Below are 13596 nucleotides of genomic sequence, written 5' to 3' on the forward strand. Positions count from 1 at the left end.
AAGTCCCGGGCCGCGCGCTAATGTTATCGCTGCGGTCAGGACACCTATGCGGTCATGCCTTGCAGCCGCGCCACAAGACGCTTATCTCATGGGCTCCCCGGCCCTTTTTGACCCCACTGCTGCTGCGCCTTGCGGCGCGACAAGCCACGGACGCGAACCATGAAGCCTACGCCCAGCCAGAACCGCGAAATCATCGTCCGTGGTGCCCGCGAACACAATTTGAAGGGCATCGACGTCAAGCTGCCGCGCGATAGCCTGATCGTCATGACGGGCCTTTCCGGCTCCGGAAAATCGTCCCTCGCCTTTGATACGATCTATGCCGAAGGCCAGCGTCGCTATGTGGAATCGCTCTCGGCCTACGCCCGCCAGTTCCTCGAGATGATGCAAAAGCCCGATGTCGAGCACATCGAAGGCCTTTCGCCCGCCATTTCCATCGAGCAGAAGACAACATCGCGTAACCCGCGCTCGACCGTTGGCACGGTCACGGAAATCTACGATTACCTGCGCCTGCTGTTCGCCCGCGTCGGCATTCCCTATTCCCCCGCCACGGGCCTGCCCATCGAAAGCCAGACCGTCTCCCAGATGGTAGATCGCACCATTGAGCTGCCCGAAGGCACGCGCCTTTATCTGCTTGCGCCGATCGCCCGCGGCCGCAAGGGCGAGTACAAGAAGGAATTGGCCGATTTGATGCGCAAGGGCTTCCAGCGCGTCAAGATCGATGGCGAATACCATGAAATCGAAGACGCTCCGACGCTCGACAAGAAATTCAAGCATGACATCGAGGTCGTGGTCGATCGCGTCGTCGTCTCGCCCGATATTTCCGGCCGCCTTGCCGAAAGTTTTGAAACCGCGCTGAAGCTCGCCGAAGGCATCGCGCTGGTCGAATATGCCGATGAGAAAAACGAAGACGGCTCGGCTCGCCAGATCACCTTTTCGGAAAAGTTCGCCTGCCCGGTCTCCGGCTTCACCATTGCCGAAATCGAGCCGCGCCTTTTCTCCTTCAACAACCCCTTTGGCGCCTGCCCGGTTTGCGACGGTCTCGGCACCGAGCAGAAGATCGATCCCGATCAGATTGTACCGGATGCAAGCCTGTCGCTACGCGATGGCGCCATCCTGCCATGGTCGAAGACCTCTGCGCCATATTACCAGCAGACCCTGCAGGCGGTCGTAAAGCATTACGGCGCGTCGACCGGCACGGCATGGAACGAGTTGCCGTTCGAGGTTCAGCACGCCGTGCTGTTCGGCACCGGCAAGACGGCCATAGATTTCGTCTATGACGATGGCCTCCGCCAATACAAGACCAGCAAGCCCTTCGAAGGCGTCATCGGCAATCTTGAGCGTCGCTACAAGGAAACCGAAAGCGCCGGCATGCGCGAAGAAATCGAGCGCTACATGTCGGCCAAGCCGTGCGTTGCCTGCGGCGGTTATCGCCTCAAGCCCGAAACGCTGGCGGTCAAGATCGATGGCCTCCATATCGGCCAGGTCAGCAATATGTCGATCAAGGTGGCATCGAAGTGGTTCGTCGATCTGTCCGACAAGCTCTCGGCAACGCAAAGTCAGATCGGCGAACGCATTCTCAAGGAAATCCGCGAGCGCCTCAACTTCCTCAACGATGTGGGCCTTGAATACCTGTCCATGTCGCGCAACTCGGGCACGCTATCCGGTGGCGAAAGCCAGCGTATTCGTTTGGCCAGCCAGATCGGCTCGGGCCTGACCGGGGTGCTTTACGTGCTCGACGAGCCCTCCATCGGTCTCCACCAGCGCGACAATGCCCGCCTCCTCGAAACCCTGCAGCGCCTCCGCGATCTGGGCAACACCGTCATCGTCGTCGAACACGATGAAGATGCGATCCTGACGGCCGACTATGTGCTCGACATCGGTCCCGGCGCCGGCGTCAATGGCGGCCATATCGTCGCTGAAGGCACGCCGCAGGACATTCTTAATCATCCTGATTCCCTGACGGGCAAATATCTCTCGGGCCGCATGGGCATTCAGATCCCGCCCGAACGTCGCGAGGGCAAGAAGGGCAAGGCGCTCTCGATCAAGGGCGCGACCGGCAACAATCTCAAGAACGTTTCGGTCGATGTCCCACTCGGTCTGTTCGTCGCCATTACGGGCGTCAGCGGCGGCGGCAAATCGACTCTGATGATCGACACCATGTACCAGGCCATCGCGCGTCGCCTGAATGGCGCCCGCGTCGTCCCTGCCCCGCATGACTCGCTGACTGGCCTCGAATTCCTCGACAAGGTCATCGATATCGATCAGTCGCCGATCGGCCGCACCCCGCGGTCCAATCCTGCGACCTATACCGGCGCCTTCACGCCGCTGCGCGAATGGTTCTCCGGCCTGCCGGAAGCGAAAGCGCGCGGTTACGGGCCGGGCCGTTTCTCCTTCAACGTCAAGGGCGGCCGGTGCGAGAAGTGCGAGGGCGATGGTGTCCTCAAGATCGAAATGCACTTCCTGCCCGACGTTTACGTCACCTGCGACGTCTGCAAGGGCAAGCGCTACAATCGCGAAACGCTCGAAGTCCAGTTCAAGGGCAAGTCGATCTCCGATGTCCTCGATATGACGATCGATGAAGGCGTCGAGTTCTTTTCGGCCGTCCCGGTCATCCGCGACAAGTTCGCCACCCTGCAGCGCGTCGGACTGGGCTACGTCAAGGTCGGCCAGCCGGCCACGACCCTCTCGGGCGGCGAAGCACAGCGCGTAAAACTCTCCAAGGAGCTGTCCAAGCGCGCCACCGGCCGTACGCTCTATATGCTCGATGAGCCGACCACCGGCCTCCATTTCCACGACGTTGCCAAACTTCTCGAAGTTCTCCACGAGCTGGTCGATGGCGGCAATACTGTGATCGTCATCGAGCACAATCTCGAAGTCATCAAGACGGCCGATTGGATCATCGATATGGGTCCCGAGGGCGGCGACGGCGGCGGCGAGGTTGTTGCCATCGGCACGCCAGAAGAGGTGGCCACGAACACGCGTTCGCATACCGGTCACTTCCTCAAGGAAGTCATGGACCGCCGTCCGCAATATGCGACCCGCGCCGCCGAATAGGCCGGGCAAGCGATCACAAGAAGGGGCGTTCGCCACAAGCGAGCGTCCCTTTGTCGCATTCTGGCTTAGGACGCGCTCGATGGTAACGTGTTGTTACCCGAAGATACCCGTTTGGTGACGGATAGTTAGACAGTCGCCGAAGCGTCATGCTGAAAAATGGTTAAATTGGCATGCGCGCCACGCATGCCGCGCCTGCTGTTTGCCCGATGGCGAAGCAGCGAAAATGCGCCGATCCTCACATTGCCGCCACCAGCCGGATGGGAATAGACCCATGTTTGTACGTGCCGTCTGGCGCATAAAGCGCCTCGTCGACATCAAGCAGACGTTGCGGGAAATGGACGTTCCCTCGACGAGAGATGCCGATTTACTGGGCCTTTCGGGCCCCGACTTCTCGAAGATGACCAAGTCGCTCTTTGACCGCTAGTCACGCCTCCCCCAAAAGACAGCATGGCCGCCGGTTTGCCCACCGGCGGCCATGCTTTTGCCGCGCGCCTTAACCGAGGCTTAACGAAGACCCCATTTGGCCTGCACGGAATGCATGGCTTGTCTGAGCAATCTCCATCTGCTCGCTCGGGTTGTGTTAGACTATATCTCTCCTTGCAAACGACAGGAGAATTCAAATGGACATTCGTAAAACCTTCAAGAAGTGGGCCGCTTATCAGCAGACCGTTCGTGAACTCGGCGCTCTCGACAATCGTCAGCTCAACGATCTGGGCATTTCGCGCACCGATATCAATCGCGTTGCTCGCGATCATGCAAATTCGCTCTAAGTCTTACTGCCTACATACTATAAACCGAACACCCGCATCTTTCTGAGACGCGGGTGTTTTCGTATTCGGCGCCTTGTGATCAGTCGCGCCGGAACTCGCTTCACTCCCCTTCGTTGCCCTAGCCCAACCTGGCAACAGAGGAGTTATCCCCGTGCAAAATCTATCCGGTAAAATGATCGCCATCGTCGCAACCAATGGCTTCGAGCAGTCGGAACTGGAAGTTCCCCTGCACAAGCTGCGGGAGGCCGGCGCCACGGTGCATGTCATTTCGCTCGAAGCGGGCGAGATCAAGGGATGGGACAAGAAGGATTGGGGCAATGCTGTCCCCGTCGACAAGACTCTCAAGGACGCGAAGCAGGACGACTATGACGCCATCGTGCTTCCTGGCGGCCAGATCAATCCCGACTTGCTGCGTGTAGAGCCCGATGCCATCGCATTCATCAAGTCCTTCTGGGACAACAAAAAGGTCGTCGCAGCCGTTTGTCACGCGCCTTGGCTGCTCGTTGAAGCTGGTATCGTGAAGGGCCGCAAGGTGACCTCTTACAATTCGATCAAGACCGATGTGATCAACGCCGGCGGCCTCTGGGAAGATAGCCAGGTCGTTACCGATCAGGGCCTGATCACCAGCCGCAATCCGGGCGACCTCGATGCCTTCTGCGAAAAGATCGCCGAAGAAATCAACGAAGGCCGCCACGAACGCCGCGCCGCCTAACTCAACCATTGCCGCGACATGGCGGGCTTGCTATTGGCTCGCCATGTCAAACGAACCCATTCACATCATCGGCGGCGGCCTCGCTGGTTCTGAAGCCGCTTGGCAAGCCGCTGAAGCCGGCGCCACTGTCATCGTCCACGAAATGCGCGGCGTCAAAGCCACCGACGCTCATTCGACGACGGACTTTGCCGAGCTCGTCTGCTCCAACAGTTTCCGCTCCGACGACCACGAGCAGAACGCCGTCGGACTCCTCCACGAAGAGATGCGGCGCTGCAATTCGCTGATCATGCGCGCGGCCGACGAGCACAAACTGCCCGCTGGTGGCGCCCTGGCCGTCGATCGCCATGCGTTTTCGGCCGCGGTCACGCAAGCCATTGAAAATCATCCGCGAATTTCCATCGAGCGCGAGGAAGTCGCCGGCTGGCCGCCGGAAGATTGGCGTCACGTCATCATCGCCAGCGGCCCCCTCACCTCGCCTGCATTGGCCGAAGCGATCCTCGCCAAGACCGGCGAAGACTCCCTCGCCTTCTTCGATGCCATCGCGCCGATCGTCCACTATGACAGCATCGACCACGACATCGCCTGGAAGCAATCGCGCTACGACAAGGCCGGCCCCGGCGGCACCGGCGCGGACTATCTCAACCTGCCGATGGACCGCGACCAGTACTATGCTTTTGTCGAGGCTCTCAAAACCGCGCCGCTCCATGAATTCAAGGATTGGGAAAAAGTCCCCTATTTCGACGGCTGCCTGCCTATCGAAGTGATGGCCGAACGTGGTGACGAAACGCTCCGTCACGGACCGATGAAGCCGGTTGGGCTGACCAATCCGCGTAACCCGACCGTCAAACCCTATGCCATTGTCCAGCTTCGCCAGGACAATGCGTTGGGCACGCTCTGGAACATGGTCGGCTTCCAGACCAAGATGCGCTATGGCATTCAAGCCGAAGTCTTCCGCATGATCCCGGGCCTCGAAAACGCTCAATTCGCGCGTCTCGGCGGCCTCCATCGCAACACATTTATCAATTCGCCCAAGGTCTTAGGGCCAGATATGCGCCTCAAGGCGGATCCGCGCATCCGTTTTGCCGGCCAAGTCACTGGCGTCGAAGGCTATGTTGAAAGCGCTGCTGTTGGTCTTATCACTGGCCGCCTGACTGCGGCCGACGCCCGCGGCGAAACGCTGACCTTGCCACCCATCACGACTGCGCTGGGTGCGCTGATCGGCCACGTCACCGGCGGTCACATCGAAGCCGAGAGCTATAGTGGCGCCCGCAGCTTCCAGCCCATGAACGTCAATTTTGGTCTCTTCCCGGAAGTGACGATCACCAAGCCCGAAGGCGTCAAGAGATGGCGCGGTCCTGAAAAGACCATGGCCAAACGCCGTGCCATCACCAGCCGCGCCCTCGACGACCTAAAGGTCTGGCAATAAACGAAAGCTGCGCAGCTACCGGTTGCGCAGCGTCCACCAGGCGACCCGCGCTATCTTGCGCCAATCGGGCTCGTTGTTGCTCGCGGCGAATGCCCCATTCTTTTGGCTTTCCCACTGTTTGAGCTGCGACGCGACAATCGGACAGATCGCAAAGGCCGGCCTGATTGCGGCCGGCGCCGCCTCGATGGCGATCCGGGCCTTTTCGAGATGACCTGAAGCCAGCTCGGCAATCTGACTCAGCGCCTCGTGCAGGCCGTCGCTCTCAGTGCCCGAGAACACCTCGCCCTCGCGAACACCGTTGGCCTCGAGTACCGCCCAAGGCAAGACGATTCGACCTTGCGACGAAACATGGCCAAAAGCCCGAAGGTGCCCAACCATGGCCTGCGCCACACCGAGGTGCCCGGCCGCATCGCCCGGCTCCACTGGCAGCCCTTCATTCAGAATCATGGCGCTAAGCTGCAGCAGCGTCGACGCCGTCTCTCCGGCATAGCCCTCGAACGTTTCGAGATCGGGCATCGGGTCGTCATAGAGGTCAAACCGCCGCGCGCCGATCAGTCGCTGCAGCGTCCCGGGCGGCAGGGCGTATCGGTCCAGCGTATCGAGCAGCGCATCCGCCACTGGGTTCTGCCGCACCGAACCATGCCCTTCGCCGGTCAACGCATCGTTCCACCATTGGAGCCGAATTTCGCCCGGGGCCGGGCCGCTCACGCGCTCGCGAATCCCCGCTACTTCGGCGTTGAACGCCAGCAAAGCGACAACCCCGTCGCGATGTTGGGCCGGCAAAGCCAAAGTCGAAATGTAGCGATCACGGTCAGTCTCGCGCAGCACATTGGCAGCGTGAGCAAAACTCTCGGAAGCCATCAGCGTGCGTTCTCGACGGCAATGAAGGCGCCTGCGACCGCGCGCTCTTCGGCCAGCAGGACGTTGTAGGTTCGTACGGCGCCACCGGTTTGGATCGCCTCGACGATCACGCGATGCTCGCGAAACGCGTCGCGGATCGAAGGGGCGATGAAGCTGATGTCGGACCCGAGCCCGATGAGCAAGACGTCAAGCTGACTGGCCAATGCAAGGACGGGCTGCAGCGCTTCGAGGGTCAATTGCGAAGGCGTCTCGACCGCCCAGCTATGCATGCCTGTAGGCAGGCACAGCAATGACCCTCGATGGGACATATCCGCAAAACGGAAGCCGCCATTGCCATAGGCGTCGATGCCGACCTGGCGCGGGAAATGCCCCGCGCCGGCTGCGCTTGGATCAGACGGATGCGCCATCCGTCGCCTTTTCCTTCTTGGCCGCAGCCTCTTCTTCCTCGGTCTTCTGCTTGAGGCCGAAATTGATGAGGATCGGGCCGTTGATGATCACCGAAGAATACATGCCGACGAGCGAGCCGAAGGTCATGGCGATCGTGAAGCTGCGGAGCACTTCACCGCCAAACAGCACCAGCGGCACCAAGGCCAGCAGCACGGTGAACTGGGTCAAGGAGGTACGCACGATGGTTTGGTTGATCGACAAGTCGATCAATTCAGGCAGCGGCATCTTGCGGTGTTTCCGGAGGTTTTCACGGATACGGTCGGAAACAACGACGGTTTCGTTGAGCGATAGACCCACCAACGTCAGCACCGCCGCAATCGAGCTGAGATTGAACTCCAGCCCGGTGAGCGAGAAGAGGCCGATAGTCATGATGATGTCGTGCGACGTCGTCGTGACGGCCGCGAGCGCGAACTGCCACTCGAAGCGGAACCAGATGTAGAGGAGAATACATCCGAGCGCGATGATGACGGCGAGCGTACCGGTCCAAGCCAATTCGCCCGAAACCGTACCGCTGACTGCTTCTGTGCGGCGTTCGACATAGTCTGCGCTCGCTAGCGCATCCTTGACCTTCTGGACGGCAATCTGGTCGGCCCCCTCGCCGCCTTGCTGCGCCTGAACGCGGACCAGAACGTCTTCCGGCGTACCAAAGCCCTGTACCTGAATTTCGCCGAGTTCGAGCCCATCGAGCAAGGTGCGGACTTGGCCTACGTCAGCCGGCCCGCCCGTGTGCTGCAGTTCGATAGCCGTACCGCCGACAAAGTCGATGCCGAGATTGAAGCCCTTGAAATAGGCCGCCCCGATCGAGACCACGGACATGATGATCGAGAGCGCGATGACGTAGCGCGAGATCTTCATGAAGGGGATGGTGGTGCCATCCGGAATGAACCGGAAATGCTGGATTTTGAGGGTCTTGGGACGAACGCGCTTGTACCAGAGGTTCACCTGGTAGGAAGTGACCGTATAGGAGGTGAAGAGCGAGGTCAGAATGCCGAGACCAAGGGTCACGGCAAAGCCCTGAACCGGGCCGGAGCCCATGAAATAGAGGACGACGGCGGCCACGAGCTGGGTCAAATGCGAGTCGACGATCGTGCCCCAGGCGCGTTCGAAGCCGGCATTGATAGCCTGTAATGGAGTGCGCCCTGCCCGCTGTTCTTCGCGCATTCGTTCGTAGATGAGAACGTTGGCGTCCACAGCCATACCGATCGTCAGAACGATACCGGCAATACCGGGCAGTGTTAGCGTCGAGCCGAGGACGGACAGAGCGCCGAAGATCAGGATGACATTGAGGATCAAGGAGACGTTTGCGAAGACGCCCCACACGCCATAGGCGATGATCATGAAGCTGACGACCAGCACGGAGGCGACGACACCGGCAGTCACACCGGCACGGATCGAATCGGCGCCGAGGCTGGCGTCCACCGTGCGTTCTTCAATGACGTTGAGGCTGGCCGGCAACGCACCGGCGCGCAGCAGAACCGCGAGGTCGTTGGCTGAGGCGGTCGTGAAGTTACCGCTGATCTGGCCCGTACCTCCGGTGATCGGCTGTTGGATGACCGGCGCCGTGATGACGGTGTTGTCGAGGACTATGGCAAAGCGCTTGCCGACATTGGCGGAGGTGATTTCGCCAAAGGTGATGGCGCCGCGCGTGTCAAACTTGAAGCTGACGACCGGAATACCGCGCTGAGAATCATAGGATGGCTGGGCATCGACGAGCGATTCACCGCCGAGGGCAACGTCTTCGTAGAGCAGTTCGCGGGTACCATCCTGGCTCGGCAGGATCATGGTGCCAGCGGGGAGGCCCTGCGCCTCTGCCTGATCAGCCGTCAGTCCCGGATAGACCATGTGGAATGTCAGGCGCGCGGTCTGCGAAACGATGTTCTTGAGGCGTGTCGAATCGCCGAAGCCCGGAACCTGGACGAGAACGCGGGTGTCGCCCTGGCGCTGGATCGTTGGCTCGGTCGTGCCAAGCTCGTCGATACGATTGCGGATGACTTCGACCGACTGCGACACCAGCGAGCTCATGCGCTGGGTGACGCCTTCGGGCGTCAGAGCAATCTGGATACGCCCATCGGGCATGTCGCTGAATGCGAGTTCGTTGACGCCGACGCCGGTCGAGAACAGCGAGTTATTGACCGTGTTCTGAATGCCCTGAAGCGCCGTCATCGCCTGCTCTTTTTGAGCAGGATCGGTCAGCTCGATATAGATGGCGCGCTTGGCATCATCGGTCGTGATGATGTTGCCGATACCATTTTGATTGGCGAGCACGTTTCGTGCGTCGCGGCGCACGTCGGAAAGGCGCTGGGAAACGATGCTATTTTCGTCAACGCCGAGCAGCAGGTGCGAACCGCCCTGGAGATCGAGACCTAGAACCAGCCCAGGCTTGGGCAGCCACCCCGGCAAGGAATCCTGCACGTCTTTTGGCAGAAAATTGGGAGCGGCAAACAGAATGCCCGCAATCGCGACGATCAGAATGATGGCAACGCGGAACGGCGACTGGTTCATGAAACGGCGTCCTAGAGCATGTTTCCCGAAGCAGATATCGGGTTCGGGACGAAAACATGCGGCTTCAAAGAGTCAGAAAGCCGGAGCCGCGCGGGCTCCGGCCGATTGGTTTCCGGCTTAGGCCGGCTTGTTGTCGTTCACCGGCTCGGCCTTGGAGCGCACGTCGGCAATCATGCCGCGCACGAGCTTGACCTTAACGCCCTGGGAGATTTCGACTTCCAGATCTTCGCCGTCAACGGCCTTGGTCACCTTGCCGACGATGCCGCCGGTGGTGACGACCGTGTCGCCGCGACGGATAGCCGAGAGCATAGCCTGCTGTGCTTTCAACCGCTTCTGCTGCGGGCGGAAGATCAGCAGCCAGAAAATGATGACCAGCAGCACGATCGGCATAAGCTGGATCAGAATGTCCTGGAAACCTCCCGTGGCGGGTGCAGCTGCATCCTGCGCAAAAGCGGGCGTTACAAACATCAGGCGAACTCCTTACGATTCTTCTTGTGTGGGGAGAAGGGCGCCAAACAGTCTCGCTTGAAAAGACTGGACGCGTATGGGGTCTTGTGCACTTGCACCCCGGCCAAAATCGCGCGGACTATACATTTGGGCCCCTGTGATTGCAAAGCTATTCACGGAACACAATGCCGCGCGTCTTTTGAAGGAATAGACTGGTGAAAACCAAAGACTATCTTGGCCGTATCGCCACTGCTCTCGAAGCCATTGCCGTTGCGTTGGTCCCAGAGACGTCGAGCACTTCTGGCCTCGATCTCGACATCGCCGACGCCTTTCATTGGCAGGGAGAAGCCGGAACGCTGCTCCCTGTGCAGCGGGTTAGCCGCGTCCCGCTGTCGATGCTCCGCGGCATCGACCATGTGCGCGATCTGCTTTTGACCAATACCGAACAGTTCGCCCGCGGCCATGGCGCAAACAACGCGCTACTTTGGGGCGCGCGGGGGATGGGCAAGAGCTCGCTGGTCAAGGCCATCCACGGCGACATCACGTCGCGTGAGGACTTTGAGCGTCTGGTCCTTATTGAAATTGCGCGAGAGGATCTCGAGACCCTGCCGCAACTGATGCGGACCATTGCCGGCGCCCCTGCCCGGTTCATCGTATTTTGCGATGATCTCAGCTTTGACAGTGGCGAGACCAGCTACAAATCGCTGAAGACCATTCTTGATGGTGGGCTTGAGGGACGGCCAGACAATGTCCTTTTCTATGCCACCTCGAACCGCCGCCATTTGATGCCGCGCGACATGATCGAGAACGAGCGCTCTACGGCAATCAATCCCGGCGAAGCTGTCGAAGAAAAGGTCTCTCTTTCGGACCGCTTCGGCCTGTGGCTCGGCTTCCACAATTGCGATCAGGACACCTATCTCGCCATGGTCCGCGGCTATGCGACCCATTATGATCTGGGCCTCGACGAAGAAACACTGCGCGCCCGCGCCATCGAATGGGCCGCAACTCGAGGCGCACGATCCGGCCGTGTGGCCATTCAGCTGATCCGCACGCTCGCGGGTGAGATGGGCAAGACGGCCTAATCACAAACAAAAAGGCCGGAGCGTTGGCTCCGGCCTCTCGAATTTGAACGTATGTCGCTTAGCTGGCGAGCAGCGGCATTGGATCGACCGGGGTCGCACCCTTACGCAGTTCGAAGTGCAGCTGGGGCTTGGACACCGAGCCCGTCATGCCGACCGTACCGATCGCGTCGCCGCGGGAAACCGCAGCACCCTTGGCGACCGACATGCCATCGAGATGGGCATAGGCGGAGACGTAACCATTGGGATGGCGGATCAGGATCAGGTTGCCGTAACCTTCGACGCCCGAGCCGACATAGATGACTGTACCGTTTTCGGCGGCCTTGACCGAAGAGCCTTCCGGCACGTCGATATTGATACCGGTGCCGCGCGATGCGGCGAAATCGGTGATGACGCGGCCGCTGACTGGCCAACGGAACTTGTCATTACCCGAAGCGACAGGTTCGGCGGCCGGAACGTTGGCAACCTGGGTCGGCGCTGGAGCAGCGGTTGGCTGAGCAACCGGTGCCGGCGTGGCGGCGGGAGCGACGGCAGCTTGCTGCGGCACGGCCTGAGGCATTGCCTGTGGGCGGCTACCAAGTGGGGCCGGCGGCGCGCCGAGATTGCCGCCGACGCTTGCAACCTGGGTGACCGGCTGCGCGGCCGGAGCCGCAGTGGGCGTGCGGACGAGGTCCGGACGGCCCGGGATGATCAGCGCCTGGCCAACGACGATCTTGTCGGGCGAGGAAAGACCATTGGCCTGCACGAGTGACTGGGTCGTGACCTCGTAGCGGCGGGCGATGGTGTAGAGCGACTCGCCACCGGCAATGGTGTGGGTGAACGTCCCAGCCTGTGCACCCTGCGCAGCGGCGACGGGCACATTGCTATTGGTCGGCAGAGCCAGATTGGATGGAGGCGCGCCAAGAGCGACACCGGAAGGAGCGGAATTGAGAGCCACGGCGGGCGGCATTGCCGGCGCGGTGGGCAAGGACTGCATGGCGGGCATGGCTTGCGAGGTTCCCATGGAAGCGGATTGACTCAGTACAGGAAGATCCTGGGATTGAACCGAGGGCGAACCCGCCCCCATTCCGATCGGCGACGTCGCGCCGGCCGGCTGCATGAAGCCCGACTGAACGGGCGAAATAGGCTGACTGGGTGCTCCGAACGAGGAGCCAATCGGCGCTGGTGGCAGGAAACGGGCATCAGCGACCTGCATCGATCCCTGCGGACCGAGCGACGATGGCATCTGCTGATTCATTGATTGCGGCGCCGGCGACTGCGCGACCGAGCCGGTAGTTGTCGGGTCACCAAAAGTTCTAGCACCGAGGCTGGAGCAACCGGACAAACCGACTGCAGCAACAATCAAACCAGCGACGGCTACTGTACCTTTAGGCACCCTGGCTAACAGGTTTTTACGCATCGGCTAACTCGCACGCAGGTACTTAACACTGGAATCGAGACTAGGCCGGTAAGGTAAAGACGAATTTAAAGTCGATGCGAATTGAGTGAATTCGACATGGCTACATTGTCGAATAGGTAAGGTTAAGATTGCCGATCTGGGGATAAGCGCATTCCGGCGAGCGTCGCGAGAGCGCGGGCTTCGCTTTGCTGCAGGGCAAATGGCGTCACGGTGATGGTGTTTTGACGTCTTAAAATCTCAAAATCCGCGCCGGGATCGAGCGGCTGTGGGGTTTCGGGAATCGAGACATAGAACGCGCTGTGACTATCGCTTGGGTGATACCGGAAAGCCGATCGAGAAAAGCGCTGATGCGGCACCGCAGCGATTCCATTGACTTCACCCGGCTCACAGGCGGGAAAATTGACGTTGTAAAAGACGTCTTCATCGCCCTTGGAGCGCAGGATCGCTTCTACAGTTGCGGCGCCAAATCGGGTCGCGTTCGACCAATCGATCGTATGGCTCTTCTCGTAATCGATTGCCTGACTCATCGCGATGCCGATGGCACCCTGCAAAGCGCCCTCGCGCGCGCCGGCCGCAGTGCCAGAACAGTTGACGATATCGCCGAGGTTCTGGCCGGCATTCACGCCCGAGAGAACGAGATCCGCAGGCCGATCGCCGAGCAGATGCGTCATCCCAGCGACGACGCAGTCGGCCGGAGAGCCGCCGATAACTGCAAATCTTTTGGGCCCTAGTTGCTCGAGAGCCAGTTCGCGGCCCAAGGTGAACCTGTGGCCTGCGCCCGATTGATTGCCGTCGGGCGCGACGATCCAAACGTCGTCGGACAAAGCCGCCGCGATTTCCGCCATGATGGCGATGCCGGGCGCATCCACACCATCGTCATTGGTGATGAGGATGCGCAT

12 protein-coding genes are annotated in these 13596 nt (G+C 60.4%); 6 read left to right on the top strand and 6 right to left on the bottom strand.

All coding sequences use genetic code 11. The annotated features are described in order from the left end of the window. The first annotated feature begins 159 nt into the window (after nucleotides 1–159). The 5 genes from uvrA (at nucleotide 160) to trmFO (ending at nucleotide 5962) form a co-directional block, all read left to right on the top strand. Nucleotides 160–3054 (top strand): excinuclease ABC subunit UvrA, encoded by a 2895-nt coding sequence (gene uvrA / locus DevBK_RS05430; RefSeq protein WP_317184726.1) that lies wholly within the window; start codon nucleotides 160–162, stop codon nucleotides 3052–3054. A 271-nt stretch (nucleotides 3055–3325) separates the two neighbouring features. Next, nucleotides 3326–3478 (top strand): hypothetical protein, encoded by a 153-nt coding sequence (locus DevBK_RS05435; RefSeq protein ID WP_156352093.1) that lies wholly within the window; start codon nucleotides 3326–3328, stop codon nucleotides 3476–3478. A 196-nt stretch (nucleotides 3479–3674) separates the two neighbouring features. After that, nucleotides 3675–3824, top strand: a complete 150-nt coding sequence (locus DevBK_RS05440) for a DUF1127 domain-containing protein (protein ID WP_082461137.1) — start codon at nucleotides 3675–3677, stop codon at nucleotides 3822–3824. 151 nt (nucleotides 3825–3975) lie between these two features. Continuing rightward, nucleotides 3976–4536, top strand: coding sequence for a type 1 glutamine amidotransferase domain-containing protein (locus DevBK_RS05445; RefSeq protein ID WP_061907440.1), 561 nt, complete (start codon nucleotides 3976–3978; stop codon nucleotides 4534–4536). A gap of 43 nt (nucleotides 4537–4579) precedes the next feature. Further along, a complete protein-coding gene (gene trmFO, locus DevBK_RS05450) occupies nucleotides 4580–5962 on the top strand; it encodes a methylenetetrahydrofolate--tRNA-(uracil(54)-C(5))-methyltransferase (FADH(2)-oxidizing) TrmFO (protein WP_317184727.1) in 1383 nt (460 codons plus the stop codon). 15 nt (nucleotides 5963–5977) lie between these two features. Here trmFO and DevBK_RS05455 read toward each other — a convergent pair whose 3' ends face one another. The 4 genes from DevBK_RS05455 to yajC all read right to left on the bottom strand — a co-directional run bounded on the left by DevBK_RS05455 (nucleotide 5978) and on the right by yajC (nucleotide 10240). After that, on the bottom strand, nucleotides 5978–6823 hold the full coding sequence (locus DevBK_RS05455) for a phytoene/squalene synthase family protein (RefSeq protein WP_317184728.1): 846 nt from the start codon (nucleotides 6821–6823) through the stop codon (nucleotides 5978–5980). After that, nucleotides 6823–7230 (bottom strand): Mth938-like domain-containing protein, encoded by a 408-nt coding sequence (locus DevBK_RS05460; protein WP_061907437.1) that lies wholly within the window; start codon nucleotides 7228–7230, stop codon nucleotides 6823–6825. The genes DevBK_RS05455 and DevBK_RS05460 overlap by 1 nt, the downstream gene beginning before the upstream one ends. Further along, nucleotides 7214–9772, bottom strand: a complete 2559-nt coding sequence (gene secD / locus DevBK_RS05465) for a protein translocase subunit SecD (protein WP_317184729.1) — start codon at nucleotides 9770–9772, stop codon at nucleotides 7214–7216. Before secD ends, DevBK_RS05460 begins: the two co-directional genes overlap by 17 nt. Nucleotides 9773–9889: 117 nt before the next feature. Further along, complete coding sequence (yajC, locus tag DevBK_RS05470; RefSeq protein WP_061907435.1) at nucleotides 9890–10240, bottom strand: preprotein translocase subunit YajC; 351 nt, start codon at nucleotides 10238–10240, stop codon at nucleotides 9890–9892. A 194-nt stretch (nucleotides 10241–10434) separates the two neighbouring features. On the opposite strand from yajC, the gene DevBK_RS05475 reads away from it, so the two are divergent. Next, nucleotides 10435–11301: an ATP-binding protein gene (locus DevBK_RS05475; RefSeq protein WP_317184730.1), complete on the top strand. Its 867-nt coding sequence runs from the start codon at nucleotides 10435–10437 to the stop codon at nucleotides 11299–11301. Between the two features lie 58 nt (nucleotides 11302–11359). On the opposite strand, the gene DevBK_RS05480 is transcribed toward DevBK_RS05475, so the two are convergent. After that, a complete protein-coding gene (locus DevBK_RS05480; RefSeq protein ID WP_062630202.1) occupies nucleotides 11360–12535 on the bottom strand; it encodes a M23 family metallopeptidase in 1176 nt (391 codons plus the stop codon). Nucleotides 12536–12819: 284 nt separating this feature from the next. After that, nucleotides 12820–13596, bottom strand: a complete 777-nt coding sequence (surE, locus tag DevBK_RS05485) for a 5'/3'-nucleotidase SurE (protein ID WP_317184731.1) — start codon at nucleotides 13594–13596, stop codon at nucleotides 12820–12822.

This window comes from Devosia sp. BK, assembly GCF_032907385.1.
Classification (GTDB): domain Bacteria; phylum Pseudomonadota; class Alphaproteobacteria; order Rhizobiales; family Devosiaceae; genus Devosia.

Bases quoted from the DNA above. Each gene is read 5' to 3' on its own strand.
- DevBK_RS05455 (WP_317184728.1), bottom strand. From the start codon at position 6,823: ATGGCTTCCGAGAGTTTTGCTCACGCTGCCAATGTGCTGCGCGAGACT.
- DevBK_RS05480 (WP_062630202.1), bottom strand. From the start codon at position 12,535: ATGAATCAGCAGATGCCATCGTCGCTCGGTCCGCAGGGATCGATGCAG.
- yajC (WP_061907435.1), bottom strand. From the start codon at position 10,240: ATGTTTGTAACGCCCGCTTTTGCGCAGGATGCAGCTGCACCCGCCACG.
- surE (WP_317184731.1), bottom strand. From the start codon at position 13,596: ATGCGCATCCTCATCACCAATGACGATGGTGTGGATGCGCCCGGCATC.
- DevBK_RS05435 (WP_156352093.1), top strand. From the start codon at position 3,326: ATGTTTGTACGTGCCGTCTGGCGCATAAAGCGCCTCGTCGACATCAAG.
- uvrA (WP_317184726.1), top strand. From the start codon at position 160: ATGAAGCCTACGCCCAGCCAGAACCGCGAAATCATCGTCCGTGGTGCC.
- DevBK_RS05460 (WP_061907437.1), bottom strand. From the start codon at position 7,230: ATGGCGCATCCGTCTGATCCAAGCGCAGCCGGCGCGGGGCATTTCCCG.
- secD (WP_317184729.1), bottom strand. From the start codon at position 9,772: ATGAACCAGTCGCCGTTCCGCGTTGCCATCATTCTGATCGTCGCGATT.
- DevBK_RS05440 (WP_082461137.1), top strand. From the start codon at position 3,675: ATGGACATTCGTAAAACCTTCAAGAAGTGGGCCGCTTATCAGCAGACC.
- trmFO (WP_317184727.1), top strand. From the start codon at position 4,580: ATGTCAAACGAACCCATTCACATCATCGGCGGCGGCCTCGCTGGTTCT.